Raw genomic sequence first — 18,697 nt, 5'->3', positions numbered from 1 at the left:
GGCGGGGATCGTGGTCGGGGTCGGGGTCGCGGCGTGGCTGACCTTCAGCCATGCCTCGGTCGGCTCGCTGATGCCGTTCCTGCCGCAGGGGATCAAGGACTTCAACGTCGGCATCATCGCCCTGATCGCCAATGTCGTCGTGCTGGTGGCCGTCAGCGCCGCCACCCGCCGGAGCGCCGCCGTGCCAGCCGAGTGAGGCTGGTGCGTGCTCGGGAGCTGGTGGCCAATGTTTCGAGCCAACCGCTTCCGAGCAGACGCGACTTGAAGTCGAAGTTCTCCGGCAAGATCAGTGCCGGGACTCATGTATGAAAGAACGCCAATGACCGACTATCCGCGCGACATGACCGGCTACGGACGAAACCCGCCCGATCCGCGCTGGCCGGACGGCGCGCGCATCTGCGTACAGTTCGTCGTCAACTACGAAGAAGGCGGCGAGAACAACATCCTGCACGGCGATGCGGCATCCGAAGCGTTTCTGTCGGAAATCGCCGGTGCCGCACCATGGCCCGGCGCACGCCACTGGAACATGGAGTCGATCTACGAATACGGCGCACGCGCCGGGTTCTGGCGGCTCTGGCGCCTGTTCACCGACCGGAACATTCCGGTCACCGTCTATGGCGTCGCGACGGCACTGATGCGATCGCCGGAGCAGGTCGCCGCGATGCGCGAAGCGGACTGGGAAATCGCCTCCCACGGGTTGAAATGGATCGACTATCGCGACATTCCGCGCGAGGTCGAAGCCGCCCATCTGCGCGAGGCGATCGCGCTGCACACCGAAGTCACCGGCTTACCGCCGCTTGGCTTCTATCTCGGCCGCTGCTCGATGAATACGCGCGATCTGGTCATGGCGCAGCCGAATTTCCTCTATTCGTCGGACAGCTATGCCGACGACCTGCCCTATTGGGTGCGCGGGCCGGCAGGACCGCATCTGATCATTCCCTACACGCTCGATGCCAATGACATGCGTTTCTCGACCGCGCCCGGCTATGCCTCGGGCGACGAGTTTTTCGCCTATCTGAGAGATTCCTTCGATACGCTCTATCGCGAAGGCGAAGCGGGGGCCGCGAAAATGCTCAATATCGGCCTGCATTGCCGGCTCGCCGGCCGGCCCGGCCGCACCGCGGCCCTGGCGCGTTTTCTGGATTATGTGCGCTCGCACGATCATGTCTGGATCGCGCGGCGGATCGACATCGCCAGGCACTGGCAGGCCAATCACAAACCCGCCGACTGAACTTGTTTCAGATGGAATCGGCAATCAGCCCGATCAGCCACTGGATTTCATCCGACAAATGCGACCGCGAATGCCATAGGATATAATATTGCACGGGCGGAAAATCGATCGGCGAGTCGAGCACCGCGAGCGGCAGGAAACGCGCGTGATATTCGGAAAAACGTCGCGTCGCGGTGAAGATCAGGTCCGTCTTCAGCAACAGTGCCGGAGCCAGGCTGAAATACGGGATCATCACCACGACGTTCCGCTTCAGTCGGGCACGGGCGAGATAGGTGTCGATCGGCCCGCGCTGCGTCGATGAAAACGGCGTCGGCGCCAGATGCGCCGCGCGCAGATAATCGGCCTCGGTCAGGCCGGTTCGTGCGTGCGGATGATTTTTCGAAACAAGGCAAACGACCTCGTCGGTGAACAAATCCCGCCGGTGCAGCCGTCGCGGCGCCTCCGGCCAGTTGCCGATCACCAGATCGAACTGCCCCTCTTCCAGCGCGGTTTCGTAATGAGCGTCCAAGGAGAGAGGATGAAGCTCGAGCGCCGCATTCGGCGCAGCCTTACGAAATGCTTCGACCAGTCGCGGCACGAACAGAATGTTCAGATAGTCGGGCGAGCCGATGCGAAAGCGCCGCATCGTACTGGCTGGATCGAACCGCGATTGCTGCATCGCGATCCGGCTGATCTCGTGCAGCGCGTTCACCGTCGGCTCCAGCAGCGCCGCCCCCCGCTCGGTCGGCACCATTCCCGACTTTCCGCGCACCAGCAAGGGATCGCCGGTAATATCGCGCAACCGCTTGAGCGCCGCGCTGATCGCCGGCTGCGACTGATTGAGCTTCACCGCCGCGCGCGTCACGCTCCCTTCGACCAGGAGCGTGTGGAGCACGCGCAGCAGATAGATATCGATCGGATCGCGATACGACGCCAAACCACTCTCCTTCAACAGAGAGAATTATGCCGATCCTTCGCCCCTGTCACGGTGTATCGTCAAAGGTGACCAGCTCGGCACCTTCCTCCACCAACTCGCCCGCCGCGCAATGAACGGCGGCGATCTTGCCGGCGCGCGGCGCGACAATGCGGAACTGCACCTTCATGGCTTCGACGACCACCAGCAAATCACCCTCCGCAACCGTATCGCCGGGGATAACCGCAAGCTCGACCACCCGCCCCGGCATCACCGTCGTCACCCGGCCGGACGATGCCGAAGCCTCGCTCACCGCCCGATAGGGATCGACGATGCTAAGTGCGTGGCGCCTTCCCTCGTCAAATACAACGATGCTTTCACCGAAGCGCCGCGCGCTCAGCCGGGTCACGTCGCCGCCGATCGCCACGCGCAAAACGTCATTCGGCGCGGTTTCATCGACGGCGACATCGATGCTTCGATTTGCGAGAGCGAGCCGGAACCTGCGATCGTCGAGCGGATACGCGCGCAGCCGATGCTTGGCGATACCGTCGTCCACGATAACATCCTGGTAGCCATCGCCATTGAGCCGCCACGCATCGCACCTGCTCCACGGCGAATACGGATCGACGTCGGCGAAAGCCGGCGCGACCGGCACCGCACGCAGCCACAGATGCACCCCGGCGGCAAGCACCGCGTCCGATGCCGCTTCGGCCGACGGCATCAACGCCTCGGCATGGCGCGCGATGAACCCGGTATCGAGTTCCGCTTCGGAGAAAGCCGGCAATGCGGCGATCCTGCGCAACAGATCGAGATTGGTCTGCACGCCGTCGATCTCGAAGGCGGCAAGCGCGCGCCTGAGATGCCGCAGGGCGCCGGCCCGATCCTCATCCCAGGCAATCAGCTTCGCGATCATCGGGTCGTAGTGAATCGGAATCGCATCGCCTTCGCGCACGCCTGAATCGAGGCGGATATGCGCATCCTCGAACGGCACTCGCAAATGCCGGATCGTCCCGATCGAGGGCGCGAAATCCCGCGCCGGATCTTCGGCATAGATCCGAACCTCGACCGCATGGCCGCGCAGCGGAATCCGCTCCTGGGTCAGCGGCAGCGCCTCGCCGGCAGCGACAAGGAACTGCCATTCCACCAGATCCTGTCCGGTAATCGCCTCGGTGACCGGGTGCTCGACCTGCAGCCGCGTGTTCATTTCCATGAAATGGAAATCATCGCCCTCGGCGATGAACTCGACGGTGCCGGCACCGACATAGCCGATCGCCCGCGCGGCGGCGCAGGCCGCCTCGCCCATCGCGCGGCGGCGCGCATCGGTCATGAACGGTGCCGGCGCTTCCTCGACGATTTTCTGATGCCGGCGCTGAATCGAGCAATCGCGCTCGAACAGTGACACGACATTGCCAAATGTGTCCGCGAACACCTGGATCTCGATATGGCGCGGCCGGGTAAGATAGCGCTCGATCAGAACCCGGTCGTCGCCGAACGCCGCCCGCGCCTCGCCTTTCGCAAGATCGAGCGCCATCGCGAATTCATCGGCGCTGGTAACGATGCGCATCCCCTTGCCGCCGCCCCCCGCCGACGCCTTGATCAACACCGGATAGCCGATTCGCCCGGCCTCATCGGCAAGAAACGCAGAGTCCTGTTCCGCGCCATGATAGCCGGGAACCAGCGGTACGCCCGCCTGCTCCATCAGCGCCTTGGCCGCGGATTTCGAGCCCATGGCGCGAATTGCCGCCGCCGGCGGACCGATGAACACGATTCCCGCCGCCGCACAGGCTTCGGCGAAATCCGCATTCTCGCTGAGAAATCCGTAACCCGGATGAATCGCTGAAGCGCCCGCGCGGTGCGCCGCCTCGATGATGCGCGCACCGTCGAGGTAACTTTCCCGCGCCGGTGCCGGGCCGATGCAAAATGCGGCATCGGCCATCGCGACATGCGCGGCATGGGCATCCGCTTCGGAATAGACGGCGACACTGCGTATCCCGAAGCGGCGCGCGGTGCGGATGATCCGGCAGGCGATCTCCCCGCGATTGGCGATCAGAATCGAGTCGAACATGGCTCGCGCGCTCATTGCGCAAGCCAGTTCGGCGCGCGCCGTTCAAGAAATGCCGACAGACCCTCGCGACCTTCGGCGGAAGCGCGGCGTTCGGAAATCAGTCGCGCCGTCTCGGCGATCAGCGCGGCCTCGACCGGGCGAGCCGAAACCGTTGCCACCAGCGCCTTCGCCGCGGCCTGCGCTTCCGGTCCGCCGCGGCGCAATTCGCCGAGCAGCGCATCGCGCGTCGCGTGCAGATCCTCGCGCGCGACCACTTCATGCACCAGCCCGATTCGCTGCGCGGTTCGCGCGGTGAATACCTCGCCGGTCAGGAAATAACGCCGCGCCTGATGCGCACCGATCGCCGCCACCACATAGGGGCTGATCACCGCGGGAATCAGCCCGAGCCGCACCTCCGAAAGACTGAACCGCGCATCCTCGCTCGCCACCACGATATCGCAGCAGGCAACGAGGCCAACCCCGCCACCGAACGCCGCACCCTGCACCAATGCGATGGTCGGTTTCGCCAATCCGTCGAGCGCCTGCATCAGCCGTGCGAGCCGCAATGCGTCTGCCTGATTTTCCGCCACCGAGTAGGCGGCCATCCGGCGCATCCAGTTCAGATCGGCGCCGGCGGAAAAACTCTTGCCGCGCCCTTCAAGAACCACGGCACGGATTGCGGTGTCGGCGGCAATCCGGTCCAGCAGATCGTTGAATGCCGCGATCATCGTATCGTCGAACGCGTTATGCACGTCCGGCCGGTCGAGCACGATCGTCGCGATCCCGTCGCCATCAATGCCGAAATCCACGGGTCCGTTCATCGCCGTCACATCCTGAACAAGCCGAAACGCGTCGGTTCCGCTTCGGCGTTGAGTGAAGCTGAAATCCCGAGCGCCAGAACCATCCGCGTATCGGCCGGATCGATCACCCCGTCATCCCAGAGCCGCGCACTCGCATAATAAGGATGGCCCTGGCTTTCATATTGCGCTTCGATCGGCGCCTTGAACGCGGCTTCCTCTTCCGCGCTCCAGGCGTCGCCCTTCGCCTCGATATTGTCGCGCCGGATCTGTGCCAGCACCGACGCCGCCTGCGCCCCGCCCATCACCGAAATCCGGGCATTCGGCCACATCCAAAGAAAGCGCGGATCATAGGCGCGGCCGCACATGCCGTAATTGCCGGCACCGAAACTTCCCCCGATGATCACGGTGAATTTCGGAACGCCGGCGGTGGCGACGGCGGTGACCAGCTTCGCCCCGTCCTTGGCGATGCCGCCGGATTCGTATTTCCGCCCGACCATGAAGCCGGTGATGTTCTGCAGGAAAATCAGCGGAATCCCGCGCTGCGCGCACAGCTCGATGAAATGCGCACCTTTCAGCGCCGATTCCGAAAACAACACGCCGTTATTGGCGACGATGCCGACCGGATAACCCCAGATGCGCGCGAAAGCGGTCACCAGCGTGGTGCCGTAGCGCTCCTTGAATTCGTCGAACTCGCCGGCATCGACGATCAGCCGGATCACTTCGCGCACGTCATAAGGGACGCGCGAATCGACGGGAACGGCGCCATAGATCGCATCGTGCTCGCCGGGCGCCGGGCGCGGCGCGCGGATATCGAGCGAAGCGGGCTTCGCCGCGTTCAACCCGCCGATAATCCGCCGCGCGATGCCGAGCGCGTGCACGTCGCTCTCGGCATAATGATCGGCGACGCCCGAAATCCGCGTATGCACATCGGCCCCGCCCAGCGCCTCGGCGGTCACCACCTCGCCGGTCGCGGCTTTCACCAGCGGCGGCCCGCCGAGAAAAATCGTACCCTGATCGCGAACGATGATGCTCTCATCGGCCATCGCCGGCACATAGGCGCCGCCTGCCGTGCATGAGCCCATCACCACCGCGACCTGCGCGATCCCCGCCGCCGACATCCGCGCCTGATTGAAAAAAATGCGGCCGAAATGCTCGCGATCGGGAAACACCTCGTCCTGGTTCGGCAGATTCGCACCGCCAGAATCGACGAGATAGATGCAGGGCAGCCGGTTCTGTTCGGCAATCGCTTGCGCGCGCAGGTGTTTTTTCACGGTGATCGGAAAATACGTGCCGCCCTTCACGGTCGCGTCATTGGCGACGACGACGCATTCACGGCCGGAAACCCGCCCGATTCCGGTGATGATCCCGCCCGCCGGCACCGGATCGTCATACATCCCGTAGCCGGCGAATTGAGAAAACTCCAGAAACGGCGAGGCAGGATCGATCAGCGCCCGGATCCGGTCGCGCGGCAGCAGCTTGCCACGCGCCAGGTGGCGCGCCCGTGCCGCGGCACCGCCGCCTTCACGGATTGCTTCGACTTTTTCGCGCAGATTATCGACCAGTGCGCGCATCGCCGCCTGATTCTGCCGGAACGCGGCGGACCGCGCATCGATCGTAGACCGGAATCCCGTCATCGGTCGGCTTGCCGCGCCATATCTGCCTCCACCCTCATCACGTGCTTGAGACATTTTATTACGCAGTTCATCCGGCCCGGCAAGATGGCGTCCCGATCACCGGCGGTGCCGAAGCCCTTCCGCAATCACCCGCACGACCACTCGCGGCCCGTCGATCAGATAGCGCCGGGCCAGCCGCCTCGGTTCCTGCGCAAAGCGCCAGAGCCATTCCAGCCCCGCCTCCCGCATCCGGTGCGGCGCGCGGCGCAGCACACCGATTACAAAAAGCGGCGCGGCACCGACGCACAGGCCAAGCCCGCTCGCCTGCCTTGCGACTTTGACCGCATGGGCCAGCATTTCCTGGCGCGGCGAGCCGACGGCGAGGAGCACGCAATCCGCCGGATGGTCGCGCACGAAATCGCGCGCACGGGCAAAAGCGACGGGGTCATGTTCGAATTTCCGCGCCGGCGCGTGATGTTTGAACACAATTCCGGGAAACCGCGTGATCAACATTGCCGCATGGCCCGGCTCCAGCCCGATCAGCGTCACGCGCGCCCCGCGCGCATCGAGCGCCGGCAATAGAGAGGCGACCAGATCGGCCCCGGTCACCACCGGCGGCGGATCGAGCCGGCAGAATCGCATCAACCACCACAGCACCCGCGAATCGAGCAATCGCAAAGAAGCCGCCCGGTAGCACCCCATCAGCTCGGGCCGCGCGCGCAACCTGCCCAGATGATCGACATTGGGCGTCACCAGGTAATCGAACGGCGCGGCAGGATCGCGATCCAGCACCCAGGCCAGCGTCTCCGCCGGCGTCATCCGGTCGAAAACCACGCCGAATGGCGCGAAATTCATGGCGACCAGACCATGGAGATTGTCGCCCGTGCCTCGCGCGGCGGCGAGCCCGGCAGATTCTGACGCAAGGCGAACCATAGGCGCGGCTTGAGAGCGAAAGCGCGCGATACATGCCACGTCGCGCCGGCATCGATATCGATCTCGCGCGCCGCAGCCCCGCCAATCCTCGCCGCCCGCGCATCGATGGTCGCGGTCAGCAGGAGATTGCGCCGATAGGCTTCGGCGATCACGAGATCGGCGCTGGTGACGGCGGTGCCCGGCGTGCCCAGCGCGCTCTCCAGCCCCGCCACGCGGCTGACGGCGAGATCGAACGAGATCAGGCCGTCAGGCGTCCAACCCAGCCCAGCACTGAAAACCGGCGTGATCCGCGCCGGCGCCACATCACCGGCAAAACCCTGCCGCATGACGCCGGCCAGCACGCGCAGCCGCCATAACGAAGCCGCATCCGTCTCGAAACCGCCAAGTGCGGCGATCGCGCCCGAATTGCCGAAACCGGCGTCCGGCACGACACCCCGATAGCGGGCCTGCGCCGCCTTCAGCAGAACCAGCCAGCGCAGCACGCGATCCGGTGCGGTGGCGATTTCGCTCGATTCGCGCAGCACGGTCCGGCCGCGAAACGCCGGCGCAATCCCTCCTGCCGTCGCCAGCACCTCATGGCTCACGCCGAGGCGCTCGGTCGCGTCGAACCCGCCGAACGGCAGGCGCATCGCAATTCGCCCGTCATTCATCACGACGCGGAACGGCGCCGTGCCACCGGATTGCGCGAGACCAAGCCCCGATTCCGCAGTCACGGCGCGCGCCACTCCCACCGTCATCCTGTCCGGGCCGAGCGGGATGCCAAACCCGAGCGCCGCGGTCACATCGTTCGAATCGGCGGCCTCGCCCCGCGCATAGCGGGTGAGATCAGCGGATGCGAAGCCGGCCAGACCAAGCGCATCGTCCTGAATCCGCAGGCTCGGCCGAATAGCCGCGAAAGCCGACGATCCCGCACCGGAAACCGGCGCCGAATCGAAACCGAAACCCGCCGCCAAAACCGGATAGACCACGAAATCGGAGCCAGCGGCCGCGACACCGGCCGGATCATATTCGGGGTGCAGCCGCGACCGCGCGGTAACACCCGGCGCCTCGGCATAGCCTGGCACTGCGACCGGAAACAGCCGCCCCATCGTCTGCGCCCATCCGGTTCCCTGCGCCAGCATGGCGAAGCCAGCCCCGGCGAATACCGTGCAAATTCGCGAAACGCGGCGCCGCTGGATCATGATTTCAGTTGCAATCTAGGCGCATTTCATTTCAAATATACACAACCTTTGATTGAATGTCGCCCGATAAATCGACCGGGCCGTGACACCGAGGCATGCGATGCCGCCCATCACCCTGAGCATTGCGATCTGCACCCATGACCGCGGCGCCGCGCTCGTCCGCTGCCTCGGCGCGCTCGGCACGCCGCGCCCGGATATCGAGATCATCGTGGTCGATTCCGGCTCCAGCCCAGCCGAAGCGGAAGCCATCGCGCGCACCGCCCCGCGCCACGGCGCCCAGCATATAAGGCTCACGGCAACCGGCGTGAGCGCGGCCCGCAACGCCGCCCTCGCCGCGGCAACCGGCGGCTGGATCGCCTATCTCGACGACGACGCGATCCCCGCGCCGGACTGGCTCGCGGTGCTGCTCGATACCATCGCCCACAACCCCGCATTGGCCGCCACCGGCGGCCTCATCCTGCCGCGTTTCCAGTCCAGCCTGCCATCCTGGTGGCCACAATCGCTGCGCGCGGTGCTGACCATCATCGACGATGTGCGCTCCGCCGCCGACACCGAACCCTACGCCGCCAATATCGCCTTCCATCGTGAAACATTGGCGGCGTTCGGCGGATTTCCCGCCTGTCTCGGCCGGCGCGGAACCTGCCTTCTCTCGAACGAAGAGACGTATGTGATCCGCCGCCTTCGCCGTGCCGGGCTTCTGGTGCAATTCACCCCGGAACTCGTGGTCCACCACGACATCGCCGGCGACCGGCTTTGCCCGGACTGGCTGCTGCGCCGCCAATACTGGAGCGGTGTGTCGGAGGCGGTGATGCTGCGCGCGCTCGGCGAGCGATGCCTGCCGAAAGCGTTGCGCATGGCGGTCCGCGCCGCCTCGCTCGCCCCGCTGCGTTTCTGGCCGGCCGGCAGCACGCGCCATATCGGCCGCCGCTGCGCCGCCGCTTTCGCGTTCGGCTTCATGCGCGGCACCCTGGTCGAGGATGTCGGCCGAATGACCCTTATTTAGTGACCCGCCGACTCGACATCGATCGCGCCAAGGGTCTCGCGATCATGCTGGTGGTGTTCGGCCATATCGTCGCCCGGCAGGACCCCGCCCACGTCCATTGGTATCTGCCGCTGCGCCGCGCGGTCTACGCATTCCATATGCCGTTCTTCTTCTATCTGAGCGGCATGGTCTCCTGGCTCGCCGGCCATGTCCGCGCGCAGCCCGCTGAATGGCCGCCCCTGGCCGCCGCGCGCGCGCGCCGCCTGCTCCTGCCCTTCGTGCTGATGGGTACCCTGATCGTGATCGGCAAGCTGCTCGCCGCACGCTTCATGGTCGTCGACAACCCGCCAACCGGCATGATTTCCGGCCTGGTCGATCTGGTCTGGAACCCGGCGCACAGTCCAGCCTTCGCATTGTGGTACCTGTTCGTCCTGTTCGCCCTGAGCCTGCTCGCGCCGGCTCTGCTTTGGGCAATCCGCGGACGCCTGGTTCCGCTCCTTCTGGCCTTCGCGGCGCTCGAATTCGTCCCGCTTCCCTGGACTCTCTATCTCGCGGTCATCGCCCGCTACGGACTGTTCTACGCCGCCGGAATCTGCGCCGGCTCCCTGGGCGATGCCTGGACCGGCTGGATCGACCGCCGGCGTCCACCGCTCCTCGCTCTGTTCTGCACCGGCTTCGTCCTGATCGCAGCCGACGGTGCCGCGATTCCGTTCGCCGCGCGGCTGTTGACGCTCGGCATCGTGGCAATGCCCGCGCTTCACGCTCTGGTAAGATTTCCCGGCCTATCCTCCGATCGCATCCTCGCGACGATCGGACGGTATTCCCTCATGATCTATCTGTTCAACACCAGCTTCATCGGCCTCGCCAAGGGCGTTCTGCTGCGCCTCGCCTCATGGAACGGCGAGCATTTCCTCGGCTTCGCTTGCGCATTGATGGCAGCCGGCCTGCTCGGGCCGATCCTGCTCAAGCGCACACTGTTCCGCGCAATCCCCGTGCTGGACCGGATGACCCGATAACCCGTCATGCCCACTCTTCGTTGCGCTTCCAGCGATCCTTCGGATCGCCGGAACCTTGCGCAACTTCGCTCGGCGGCGATCGCGCGCTTTCTCGGCACCCTGCCGCGCGATCTCGCCGGCAGTTTCACCGAAGCCCAGCTCGCCGCGATCGACCTGCATTTCGCCATGCGCTACCGGGTCGGTCACGCCGTCGATTTTCGCCGGAGAATCGGTTTTGCCCGATTCCGCGCCTATGTGGTGGTGCTGATCGGGCGCGAGCACCGCGCCGAATAAACCCGCTGGAGCGTCAATGCCCCGGTCAGCACCGCCAGCCACACCACCCGACTCTGGTACCGCGCATGCGGGCCGGACAGTGCGCCCGTCACCGCCGCATTGCCCAGCAAAGCGAGCAGCACGATCGCCGAAAGCGTGAACAGCCGCGCATCGATCAGGCGCCACATACCGGTACGAAGCCGATGCAGCGTAGCCTCGGCCGCAGAAACCCCGACGAATCCGGCAGTAATCGCCAATCCAAGCAGCGCGCCCCCCCGATCGACCACAAGCATGACGAGCGGAACACGCAATTCGTCCCGCGCCTGCAGGCTTCCATTGAGCGCGCGCACCGCGGCGGGCGCGAAATCGCGCCGTATCGTCGCGGCCGCCGTCGCGCGCCAGGGCCGCAATCCACTGCCCGGCGCGAAAATCGTCAACTGAAGAACAAAATCGCGCGCCGCATCCCGCGCCACCGTCACCGGCTCGTCGCGCATCGTGCGCAGAATGATGGCGTCGGTCTGGCCGATCAGCCGCACCGGACCGCCGGCCCGATAGAGCGGACTGCCGGCGCGCCAGAGAAACCCATCGGCCGAGCGTGGCAGATCACGCCGATATCGGCACAGCGCCCAACCCGCCCCAGGGCAATCGCGCGAAAGCACCGCCCGCGCCGGTCCATCGGCAAGCAGCCGCGCCAGCAGAAAGGTCGATCCATAGGGCGACAACGACATCTGCCCCGACGCCACCACATTCGCCCCGATCAGCGCGGCCACGCCCACGGCAAACGGCGCCAGAACGCCGAACCATGGAACGCGGCTGCGGAACAGAACCGCGCGCGGCACCAGAACCGTCAGGCACAGTCCCGCATAGATCGGCGGATTACTGAGATGCACCGCAATCGCCAGCGCGATCACCGCCATCAGCGCGCCCCGTTCCAGCCACGTGCAATCATCGTCCAGAACCATGATCGCAAGCGCCAGCACCATTATCGAGGTGAAAATGTCCGGCATCACCTGCGCCGCCGTCCAGGGCAAGGCGGTGGCACCGGCAAGCAGAGCCATCGCCACGGCGCCGGCAATCCCACCAGACTCAGGAAAAACCATGGACTGCGTGCGCCGGACCAGCCACGCCGTGCAGAAGCATTGGGCGATCACGGGCGGCCACAGCGTGCGCCCCCAATCCAGTGCGAGGAGCAGAAAACTGTAGAAGGGTGGCCGATCCCAACCGAGATGCAGCTCCATCGCCTGCGAAATATAGGTGCCGGTATCGGAAAAGATCAGCGGAAACCCGTTATCGAGCGCGGGCCAGAGCAGCAGCAGCGCCGAACCGGCCAGCAGCCAGGCTTCACCGGCACGCCGGCGCGGGCGCGCCACCGTCCGCCGGAACCGATCAGGACCGGAAATAACCGCCATAGCGCGGATGATAGAGTTCGGAATCGGCGAAACCGGCACGGGCATGCCGCGTACTGTCCACCCTGGTCAGTACCGCGCCGGCAATCCGAATCCCCGCCCGATCGAGCAAGGCGAGCGAGGCTGCAACCACCCGGCGCGGCGTTTCCCCCCAGCGAATGCACAGCAGCGTCGCATCCGCCTGCCGCGCGAGCACCCGCGCCTCGGCAAGCGCAAAGACCGGCGGCAGATCGAGAATGACCAGGTCGTAGCGGTCGCGCAAAGCCGCTATCAATTCGGGCATCCTTGCCGACATGAACAGCGACAGTGCATCGGTCGCGACCGCACCCGCCGTCATCACGTCGAGCATCGGCGCCTGATCCGCCTGAATCGCCGCCTCGACGGAAACGCGGCCCGACAGGCAATCGGTCAGGCCCGGCGCCCCGCCAAGCTCGAAGGCCGCGTCGAAGCTCGGCTGGCGAATGTCGCAGTCGATCGCCAGCACCCGCATCCCGCTGTCCGCCAGCAAGACGGCAAGGCTCAGCGCCAGCGTGGTCTTGCCTTCGCCCGGCCGCGCCGCCGTCACCGCCAGGCTCTTCGGCGCCCGCGGGTCGAGCCACAGGCTGGTGCGCAGCGCCCGCATCTGCTCGGTGAAGGACGAAAATGGGTTGACCCGCACGTAGTCCGGCACGCTGAGGCCGCGCCGCTCGCGCCGATTCACCTCCGGGATCAGCGCGACGCACGGGATATCGAATGCCGAACTGACCTCGCCGCCGGAGCGGAAGCTGACATTCAGCGCCTCGGCGGCCAGTGCCGCCAGTACGCCGAGACACAACCCGAGAATCGCCGCCCCCACGACGAGCATCCCGAATCGCGGGGCGCTCGGCCGCATCGGCACGGGCGCTGGCGACAGGATGCGCGCATCCGGCCGCGCCAGCGCACTCTGGCTTTCCAGCGCGCCGATCTGCTCGGTCTGTGCGCGCAACAGGCTGCGCTGGGCCGCCCGCTGTTCTTCCAGGCTGGCGACCGGCGCCGCCAGAATCGACTCGGACGCCGCACGCCCTCGCGCCGATGCCAGTGCCGCCTTGAGCGCGGCGACGCGGGTTGCATCGGCGGTCATCCGGGCGCGATCCGCCGCAACCAGCCGCCCGGTCTCCGCCCCGATCTGCCCGCGCAGCGCTGCCAACGCCCGGCGCGCCGCTCGCACATCGGGATAATTCGGCCCCTCCGCCGCGCTCAGCGCACTCAATTTGGCAACCAGTTCCGCTTCGCGCGCTCGCATCGGCGCCACGTTCGAAGCAACCGAAGCCGCAGCGGCGGCAGCCGTCCCATCCATCTCGCGCCGCATCCGCGCCTTTGCCGCCGTCAGCCTGGTCTCGGCGACCACCAGCGCGTCGGTCAGCCGTCCCGCCGCTTGATTGGTCAGCGTGGCACTCACTCCGCGCTCGGTGCCCGATGCGGCGCGCGCCTTGGCGATCGCGATATCGGTCGCCTCCAGCGCCCGCGCCGTCGCCTTGGCGCGCCGGCTCAGCCAGGCCTGCGCGTGATCGAGAATCGCGAGATTCGCCGCCCTCTGCCGCTCCAAATACAAGCGCATCGCCAGATTTGCCGCCCGCGCCGCAAGCCCTGGATCGGTGCTGCGGAACGACACCTCGATCAGTTGCGTGCCTTCTGGAACCCTCACGCGCAGCGCCGCCCGCACTGCGGCGGCCACCACGCCATGGGATGCCGGAGCCGCGGGACGCAGCGTCTTCGGCCACCAGCGCCGCCAGAACGACGCCCTGCCCAGATTCGGGTTGAACTCCGGCCGCGCCGCAAGATCGAACCGCGCAATTAGCTGGCCGATCATTGTCGTGCTGCGAATCACTGCGGCCTGGCTCGCCATCAGCGTATCGGTGACGCGGCTGGTCTCGACCACGCCACGCAACAACTTGGAGTTGAAGTCGACCGGAGCATAAAGCAGTGTGCCGGTCGCCGAATAGACCGGCGCCTCGCGCGACACCGCGCCGCCGGCAAGCAGCGGCAACCCGATCGCAATCATCGCGGCCAAGCGCCAATGCCGGCGAATTGTCCGCGGAAACTCCAGCGAATCGCCTCCGCACATCGACGGATCCCGGACACCCGACATGCCGGAAATCGTCACCATGTCACGTGGGACTGAATTGAATCATGGCTACGAAGGACAATCCCCGGATGCGATGAGGCTTTGTTATGCTAAGAGATCATTCAATGGATTCAAAATTAAGTCAATTTTAAGTTGTGTGCCAGCGTAAAATACGTATCGAGAGGTCTCAACCCATGACTCAATGCAGCGCACGAACGCGCCGGCACTTCATCACCACCAGTTTCGCCGGAATCGCCACGGCTACCCTCGCCGGCTGCGCGGCGGGTGCCGGCCTGAAGCCGCTGCCGCCGCCTGCGTCCGGTCCCTACCGGCTCGGCACCGGCGACAAGCTGCGCATCACGGTATTCGGCCAGAAGCAGCTCAGCGCCGATTACACGGTCGGCGATTCCGGCACGATCGATTTTCCCCTCCTCGGCCCGGTACCCGCGCGCGGCCGATCCGCCCGCGATCTCGGCGGCAATATCGCCTCATCCCTGCAACGGCGCGGCATTCTCCGCCACCCGAGCGTCACGGTCGAAGTGCGAAAATACCGCCCCTTCTCGATTCTCGGCGAGGTCAACAAGCCCGGCCAATATCGCTTCGAACCTGGCATGACCGTGCTCACCGCCGTCTCGCTGGCCGGCGGCTTCACCTATCGCGCGGTCGAATCCGACATGGGCGTAATCCGGGTGCGCGGCAGGCAGACGCACGAATACCGTGCCCAGGCCGACGCGCTGATCGAACCAGGCGACGTCATCAAGGTGTTCGAGCGGCATTTTTGACCGGCGCCGCCGCGATTGACTTGCGCGCGGCCACAATCTACCCCGCTGCCCGTTCAGAGGAGACGGAGTCCATGGCGGTCAACGCCTTCATCTTTCCGGGCCAGGGCAGCCAGGCGGTGGGCATGGGGCGCGATCTCGCCGCCGCCTTCGCCGCCGCGCGCGAGGTGTTCGAGGAGGTCGACGAGGTTCTCAGGCAGAAGCTCTCGCGCCTGATGTTCGAAGGCCCGGCCGAGGAGCTGACCCTCACCGAAAACGCCCAGCCGGCCCTGATGGCGATGTCGATGGCGGTGCTGCGCTGCCTGGAGCGCGAGGGCAACCTCGCCCTCCGCGAGCGGGCCGTGGTGGTCGCCGGCCATTCGCTCGGCGAATACTCCGCCCTCGCCGCCGCCGGCGCGTTCTCGATTGCCGAGGCGGCGCAACTGCTGCGCATCCGCGGCAGCGCCATGCAGCGCGCCGTTCCGCAGGGCGCCGGGGCCATGGCCGCCTTGCTCGGCGTCGAACTCAAGGCGGCGAGCGCCATTTGCGCCGAGGCCGAAGCCGGGCCGGACGGGCGCGAAACCGTCTCGGTCGCCAACGACAATGGCGGCGGCCAGGTGGTGATTTCCGGCGCCACCGGGGCGGTGGATCGCGCGATCGACATCGCCAAGGGGCAAGGCGTGAAACGCGCGATGAAACTGCCGGTCTCGGCCCCCTTTCACTGCGCCCTGATGGCCCCCGCCGCCGACGCGATGAAGGATGCGCTCGGCCAAACCCCGCCGCGCGCGCCTTCCGTGCCGGTGATCGCCAACGTCACCGCTGCCAAGGCCACCGATCCAAGCGACATCGCCGCCAAGCTGGTCGAGCAGGTCACCGCCACGGTGCGCTGGCGCGAATCGATCGAAACCATGCTCGGCCTCGGCGTCACCCGCTTCGTCGAACTCGGCTCCGGCAAGGTGCTCTCGGGCCTCGCCCGGCGGATCGCGCCCGATGCCGAGGCATTATCCTGCGCCACCCCCGCCGAGCTGGAGGCTCTGATCAAGCATGTCGGCTGAGCTGTTCTCCCTAGCGGGCAAGACCGCGCTGATCACCGGCGCCTCGGGCGGCATCGGCGCCGCGATCGCCCGCGCGCTGCATCGCCAGGGCGCCGCCGTCGCCCTGTCCGGCACGCGCGAATCCGCCCTCGCCACTCTCGCCGCCGAACTCGGCGAGCGCGCTCACGTCTGCCCGGCCGATCTCGCCGATCCGAAAGCCGCCGATGCGCTGATCGCGGCGGCCGAGGCGGCTTTGGGCCGCATCGACATCCTGGTAAACAATGCCGGGCTTACCCGCGACGGGCTCGCCCTCAGGATGAGCGATGCGGATTGGCAGACGGTGCTCGATGTCGATCTCGCCGCCCCGTTCCGCCTGTCGCGCGCCGCGCTCAAATTCATGCTGCGCCGCCGCTCGGGGCGGATCGTCAATATCGGCAGCGTGGTCGGCAGCACCGGCAATCCCGGCCAGGCCAACTACGCCTCGGCCAAGGCCGGGCTGACCGGCCTGACCAAGGCGCTGGCCCAGGAAGTCGCCTCGCGCGGCATCACGATCAATCTGGTCGCCCCTGGCTTCGTCGAAACCGCGATGACCGACGCGCTTCCCGAAGACCAGCGCAAGGCCCTCGCCGCGAAAATCCCGCTCGGCCGGCTCGGCCGGCCGGAGGATATCGCCGCCGCCGTCGCCTATCTCGCCTCGGACGAAGCCGCCTGGGTCACCGGCGCGATCCTCCACGTGAATGGCGGCATGGCGATGCTATAAACCACTAGGCCGGCGGTTGGCGCGTTCGCGCGAACCATGCTAAGCGCCCCGAACCTCCGCAACGGCCGGCGCGCGACCCCATCGCGCAGCGTCCGGCGCGGATCATCCGTCATGGCCCGGACAGTGGCCGCCCGTTTTTCACTGCCCAATATCGTTGCAGGAGTTGCAGAGAATGAGTGAAGTTGCCGAAAAGGTAAAGAAGATCGTCGTCGAGCATCTCGGCGTTGACGAGGCGAAAGTGACGCCGGAAGCCTCCTTCATCGACGATCTGGGCGCGGACAGCCTCGATACGGTCGAGCTGGTGATGGCGTTCGAGGAAGCCTTCGGGGTCGAAATTCCGGAAGACGCCGCCGAAAAGATCACCACCGTCAAGGACGCGGTCGACTACATCGAAAAGCAGAAAGCGGAATAAGCGGGCGCGCGGGCGGACCATGAATATGCGTCGCGTGGTGGTGACGGGCATGGGCATCGCATGCCCCCTGGGCGTCGGGGTCGAGCATGTCTGGAAGCGGCTGGTCGCGGGCAACTCCGGGATCGGCCCGATCGCCGGCTTCGACGTGACCGACCTGACCTGCAAGGTGGCCGGGCAATTGCCCGCCGGCACGCGGGCCGATGGTGGGTTCGATCTCGCCGAATGGGTGCCGACCAAGGACCAGAGGAAGATGGACCGGTTCATCCATCTCGGCATGGTCGCCGCCACCGAGGCGATGGAGGATTCCGGCTGGACCCCGGCAACCGAGGAGGATCGCACCGCCGCCGGCGTAATGATCGGCTCGGGCATCGGCGGGCTGCAAACCATTTATGAAGCCTCGGTCATGGTCCATGAGGGCAAGGCGCGGCGGCTGTCGCCGTTCTTCATCCCCTCCGCGCTGGTCAACCTCGTCTCCGGCCATGTCTCGATCCGCTTCGGCCTCAAGGGGCCGAACCACTCGGCGGTCACCGCCTGCGCCACCGGCGTTCACGCGATCGGCGATGCCGCCCGGCTGATCGGCTTCGGCGACGCCGACATCATGCTCGCGGGCGGCGCCGAGGCCGCGGTCTGCACGCTCGGGATCGCCGGATTCTGCGCCTCGCGCGCGCTCTCGACCGGCTTCAACGACCGGCCCCAAGCCGCCTCGCGCCCCTGGGACAAGGACCGCGACGGCTTCGTCATGGGCGAAGGCGCCGGCGTGCTGTTCCTTGAGGAATACGAGCACGCGAAGCGGCGCGGCGCCAAGATCCACGCCGAGATCGTCGGCTACGGCATGTCCGGCGACGCGAACCACATCACCGCCCCCGCCGACCATCACGAAGGCGCCTTCCGCGCGATGAAGGCGGCGCTGAAATCGGCCGGAATTTCGCCGTCCGACATCCAGTATATCAACGCCCACGGCACATCGACGCCGCTCGGCGACGATCTCGAACTCGAAGCGGTCGAAAACCTGTTCGGCGACGCCGCGAAAACCGTCGCCATGTCCTCCACCAAGTCCGCGATCGGCCATCTGCTCGGCGCGGCCGGCGCGGTCGAGGCGGTGTTCTCGATCCTGGCGATCCGCGACGACGTCGCCCCGCCCACCCTCAATCTCGACGAGCCGAGCCGCGCCAGCGCGATCGACCGGGTCGCCCACACCGCCCAGCGGCGCAAGATCGACATTGCCCTGTCCAACAGCTTCGGCTTCGGCGGCACCAACGCCTCGATCCTGTTCCGCAAGCCGGGCTGATCGCCGGGGGGC

17 protein-coding genes and 1 pseudogene are annotated in these 18,697 nt (G+C 66.5%); 10 read left to right on the top strand and 8 right to left on the bottom strand.

Features of this window, described 5'->3' with window-relative positions:
• Both AiwAL_RS14805 and puuE read left to right on the top strand, forming a co-directional pair.
• Positions 1–196 (top strand): annotated as a pseudogene (locus AiwAL_RS14805) (sodium:solute symporter family protein); the annotation flags it as partial.
• Positions 197–319: 123 nt separating this feature from the next.
• Positions 320–1,231 (top strand): allantoinase PuuE, encoded by a 912-nt coding sequence (puuE, locus tag AiwAL_RS14800; RefSeq protein WP_235705503.1) that lies wholly within the window; start codon positions 320–322, stop codon positions 1,229–1,231.
• A 7-nt stretch (positions 1,232–1,238) separates the two neighbouring features.
• On the opposite strand, the gene AiwAL_RS14795 is transcribed toward puuE, so the two are convergent.
• From AiwAL_RS14795 to AiwAL_RS14770, 6 genes are all read right to left on the bottom strand, one after another.
• Positions 1,239–2,147: a LysR family transcriptional regulator gene (locus AiwAL_RS14795; RefSeq protein ID WP_235705504.1), complete on the bottom strand. Its 909-nt coding sequence runs from the start codon at positions 2,145–2,147 to the stop codon at positions 1,239–1,241.
• A gap of 46 nt (positions 2,148–2,193) precedes the next feature.
• On the bottom strand, positions 2,194–4,188 hold the full coding sequence (locus AiwAL_RS14790; RefSeq protein ID WP_262312941.1) for an acetyl-CoA carboxylase biotin carboxylase subunit: 1,995 nt from the start codon (positions 4,186–4,188) through the stop codon (positions 2,194–2,196).
• A gap of 11 nt (positions 4,189–4,199) precedes the next feature.
• Positions 4,200–4,988, bottom strand: a complete 789-nt coding sequence (locus tag AiwAL_RS14785; protein WP_262312940.1) for an enoyl-CoA hydratase-related protein — start codon at positions 4,986–4,988, stop codon at positions 4,200–4,202.
• A gap of 5 nt (positions 4,989–4,993) precedes the next feature.
• Positions 4,994–6,601, bottom strand: a complete 1,608-nt coding sequence (locus AiwAL_RS14780; protein ID WP_262312939.1) for a carboxyl transferase domain-containing protein — start codon at positions 6,599–6,601, stop codon at positions 4,994–4,996.
• 96 nt (positions 6,602–6,697) lie between these two features.
• Positions 6,698–7,435 (bottom strand): WecB/TagA/CpsF family glycosyltransferase, encoded by a 738-nt coding sequence (locus AiwAL_RS14775; protein WP_262312938.1) that lies wholly within the window; start codon positions 7,433–7,435, stop codon positions 6,698–6,700.
• The gene (locus tag AiwAL_RS14770) at positions 7,432–8,694 is read right to left on the bottom strand and encodes an outer membrane beta-barrel protein (RefSeq protein ID WP_262312937.1); all 1,263 of its coding nucleotides are present in this window, start codon (positions 8,692–8,694) and stop codon (positions 7,432–7,434) included. The genes AiwAL_RS14775 and AiwAL_RS14770 overlap by 4 nt, the downstream gene beginning before the upstream one ends.
• Before the next feature lie 100 nt (positions 8,695–8,794).
• On the opposite strand from AiwAL_RS14770, the gene AiwAL_RS14765 reads away from it, so the two are divergent.
• The 3 genes from AiwAL_RS14765 to AiwAL_RS14755 are packed head-to-tail and all read left to right on the top strand — an operon-like array spanning position 8,795 to position 10,965.
• A complete protein-coding gene (locus tag AiwAL_RS14765; protein ID WP_262312936.1) occupies positions 8,795–9,697 on the top strand; it encodes a glycosyltransferase family 2 protein in 903 nt (300 codons plus the stop codon).
• A complete protein-coding gene (locus tag AiwAL_RS14760; RefSeq protein WP_235705510.1) occupies positions 9,697–10,692 on the top strand; it encodes an acyltransferase in 996 nt (331 codons plus the stop codon). The genes AiwAL_RS14765 and AiwAL_RS14760 overlap by 1 nt, the downstream gene beginning before the upstream one ends.
• Positions 10,693–10,698: 6 nt before the next feature.
• The gene (locus tag AiwAL_RS14755) at positions 10,699–10,965 is read left to right on the top strand and encodes a hypothetical protein (protein ID WP_235705511.1); all 267 of its coding nucleotides are present in this window, start codon (positions 10,699–10,701) and stop codon (positions 10,963–10,965) included.
• Here AiwAL_RS14755 and AiwAL_RS14750 read toward each other — a convergent pair.
• Both AiwAL_RS14750 and AiwAL_RS14745 read right to left on the bottom strand, forming a co-directional pair.
• Positions 10,923–12,314, bottom strand: coding sequence for a hypothetical protein (locus AiwAL_RS14750; protein WP_262312935.1), 1,392 nt, complete (start codon positions 12,312–12,314; stop codon positions 10,923–10,925). The genes AiwAL_RS14755 and AiwAL_RS14750 overlap by 43 nt on opposite strands.
• Positions 12,315–12,330: 16 nt before the next feature.
• Complete coding sequence (locus AiwAL_RS14745; protein ID WP_262312943.1) at positions 12,331–14,370, bottom strand: polysaccharide biosynthesis tyrosine autokinase; 2,040 nt, start codon at positions 14,368–14,370, stop codon at positions 12,331–12,333.
• Between the two features lie 257 nt (positions 14,371–14,627).
• Here AiwAL_RS14745 and AiwAL_RS14740 point away from each other — a divergent pair, with 257 nt between their 5' ends.
• The 5 genes from AiwAL_RS14740 to fabF all read left to right on the top strand — a co-directional run bounded on the left by AiwAL_RS14740 (position 14,628) and on the right by fabF (position 18,685).
• Positions 14,628–15,215: a polysaccharide biosynthesis/export family protein gene (locus AiwAL_RS14740; RefSeq protein ID WP_235705513.1), complete on the top strand. Its 588-nt coding sequence runs from the start codon at positions 14,628–14,630 to the stop codon at positions 15,213–15,215.
• Between the two features lie 71 nt (positions 15,216–15,286).
• Positions 15,287–16,246: an ACP S-malonyltransferase gene (gene fabD, locus AiwAL_RS14735; protein ID WP_235705514.1), complete on the top strand. Its 960-nt coding sequence runs from the start codon at positions 15,287–15,289 to the stop codon at positions 16,244–16,246.
• A gap of 1 nt (position 16,247) precedes the next feature.
• Positions 16,248–16,985 (top strand): 3-oxoacyl-[acyl-carrier-protein] reductase, encoded by a 738-nt coding sequence (fabG, locus tag AiwAL_RS14730; RefSeq protein ID WP_262312942.1) that lies wholly within the window; start codon positions 16,248–16,250, stop codon positions 16,983–16,985.
• A gap of 172 nt (positions 16,986–17,157) precedes the next feature.
• Complete coding sequence (locus AiwAL_RS14725) at positions 17,158–17,397, top strand: acyl carrier protein (protein ID WP_235705515.1); 240 nt, start codon at positions 17,158–17,160, stop codon at positions 17,395–17,397.
• 19 nt (positions 17,398–17,416) lie between these two features.
• The gene (gene fabF, locus AiwAL_RS14720) at positions 17,417–18,685 is read left to right on the top strand and encodes a beta-ketoacyl-ACP synthase II (RefSeq protein WP_235705516.1); all 1,269 of its coding nucleotides are present in this window, start codon (positions 17,417–17,419) and stop codon (positions 18,683–18,685) included.
• The last annotated feature ends 12 nt before the right edge of the window (positions 18,686–18,697 follow it).

Source organism: Acidiphilium sp. AL (assembly GCF_025499445.1).
Classification (GTDB): Bacteria; Pseudomonadota; Alphaproteobacteria; order Acetobacterales; family Acetobacteraceae; genus Acidiphilium; species Acidiphilium iwatense.
This window is presented reverse-complemented; position numbering and strand designations above follow the sequence as displayed.

Excerpts from the sequence above, each read along its gene's own strand:
- puuE (WP_235705503.1), top strand. The coding sequence starts at position 320 with ATGACCGACTATCCGCGCGACATGACCGGCTACGGACGAAACCCGCCC.
- AiwAL_RS14790 (WP_262312941.1), bottom strand. The coding sequence starts at position 4,188 with ATGTTCGACTCGATTCTGATCGCCAATCGCGGGGAGATCGCCTGCCGG.
- AiwAL_RS14785 (WP_262312940.1), bottom strand. The coding sequence starts at position 4,988 with ATGAACGGACCCGTGGATTTCGGCATTGATGGCGACGGGATCGCGACG.
- AiwAL_RS14780 (WP_262312939.1), bottom strand. The coding sequence starts at position 6,601 with ATGACGGGATTCCGGTCTACGATCGATGCGCGGTCCGCCGCGTTCCGG.
- AiwAL_RS14775 (WP_262312938.1), bottom strand. The coding sequence starts at position 7,435 with ATGAATTTCGCGCCATTCGGCGTGGTTTTCGACCGGATGACGCCGGCG.
- AiwAL_RS14770 (WP_262312937.1), bottom strand. The coding sequence starts at position 8,694 with ATGATCCAGCGGCGCCGCGTTTCGCGAATTTGCACGGTATTCGCCGGG.
- AiwAL_RS14765 (WP_262312936.1), top strand. The coding sequence starts at position 8,795 with ATGCCGCCCATCACCCTGAGCATTGCGATCTGCACCCATGACCGCGGC.
- AiwAL_RS14755 (WP_235705511.1), top strand. The coding sequence starts at position 10,699 with ATGCCCACTCTTCGTTGCGCTTCCAGCGATCCTTCGGATCGCCGGAAC.
- AiwAL_RS14745 (WP_262312943.1), bottom strand. The coding sequence starts at position 14,370 with ATGATTGCGATCGGGTTGCCGCTGCTTGCCGGCGGCGCGGTGTCGCGC.
- AiwAL_RS14740 (WP_235705513.1), top strand. The coding sequence starts at position 14,628 with ATGACTCAATGCAGCGCACGAACGCGCCGGCACTTCATCACCACCAGT.
- fabD (WP_235705514.1), top strand. The coding sequence starts at position 15,287 with ATGGCGGTCAACGCCTTCATCTTTCCGGGCCAGGGCAGCCAGGCGGTG.
- AiwAL_RS14725 (WP_235705515.1), top strand. The coding sequence starts at position 17,158 with ATGAGTGAAGTTGCCGAAAAGGTAAAGAAGATCGTCGTCGAGCATCTC.
- fabF (WP_235705516.1), top strand. The coding sequence starts at position 17,417 with ATGAATATGCGTCGCGTGGTGGTGACGGGCATGGGCATCGCATGCCCC.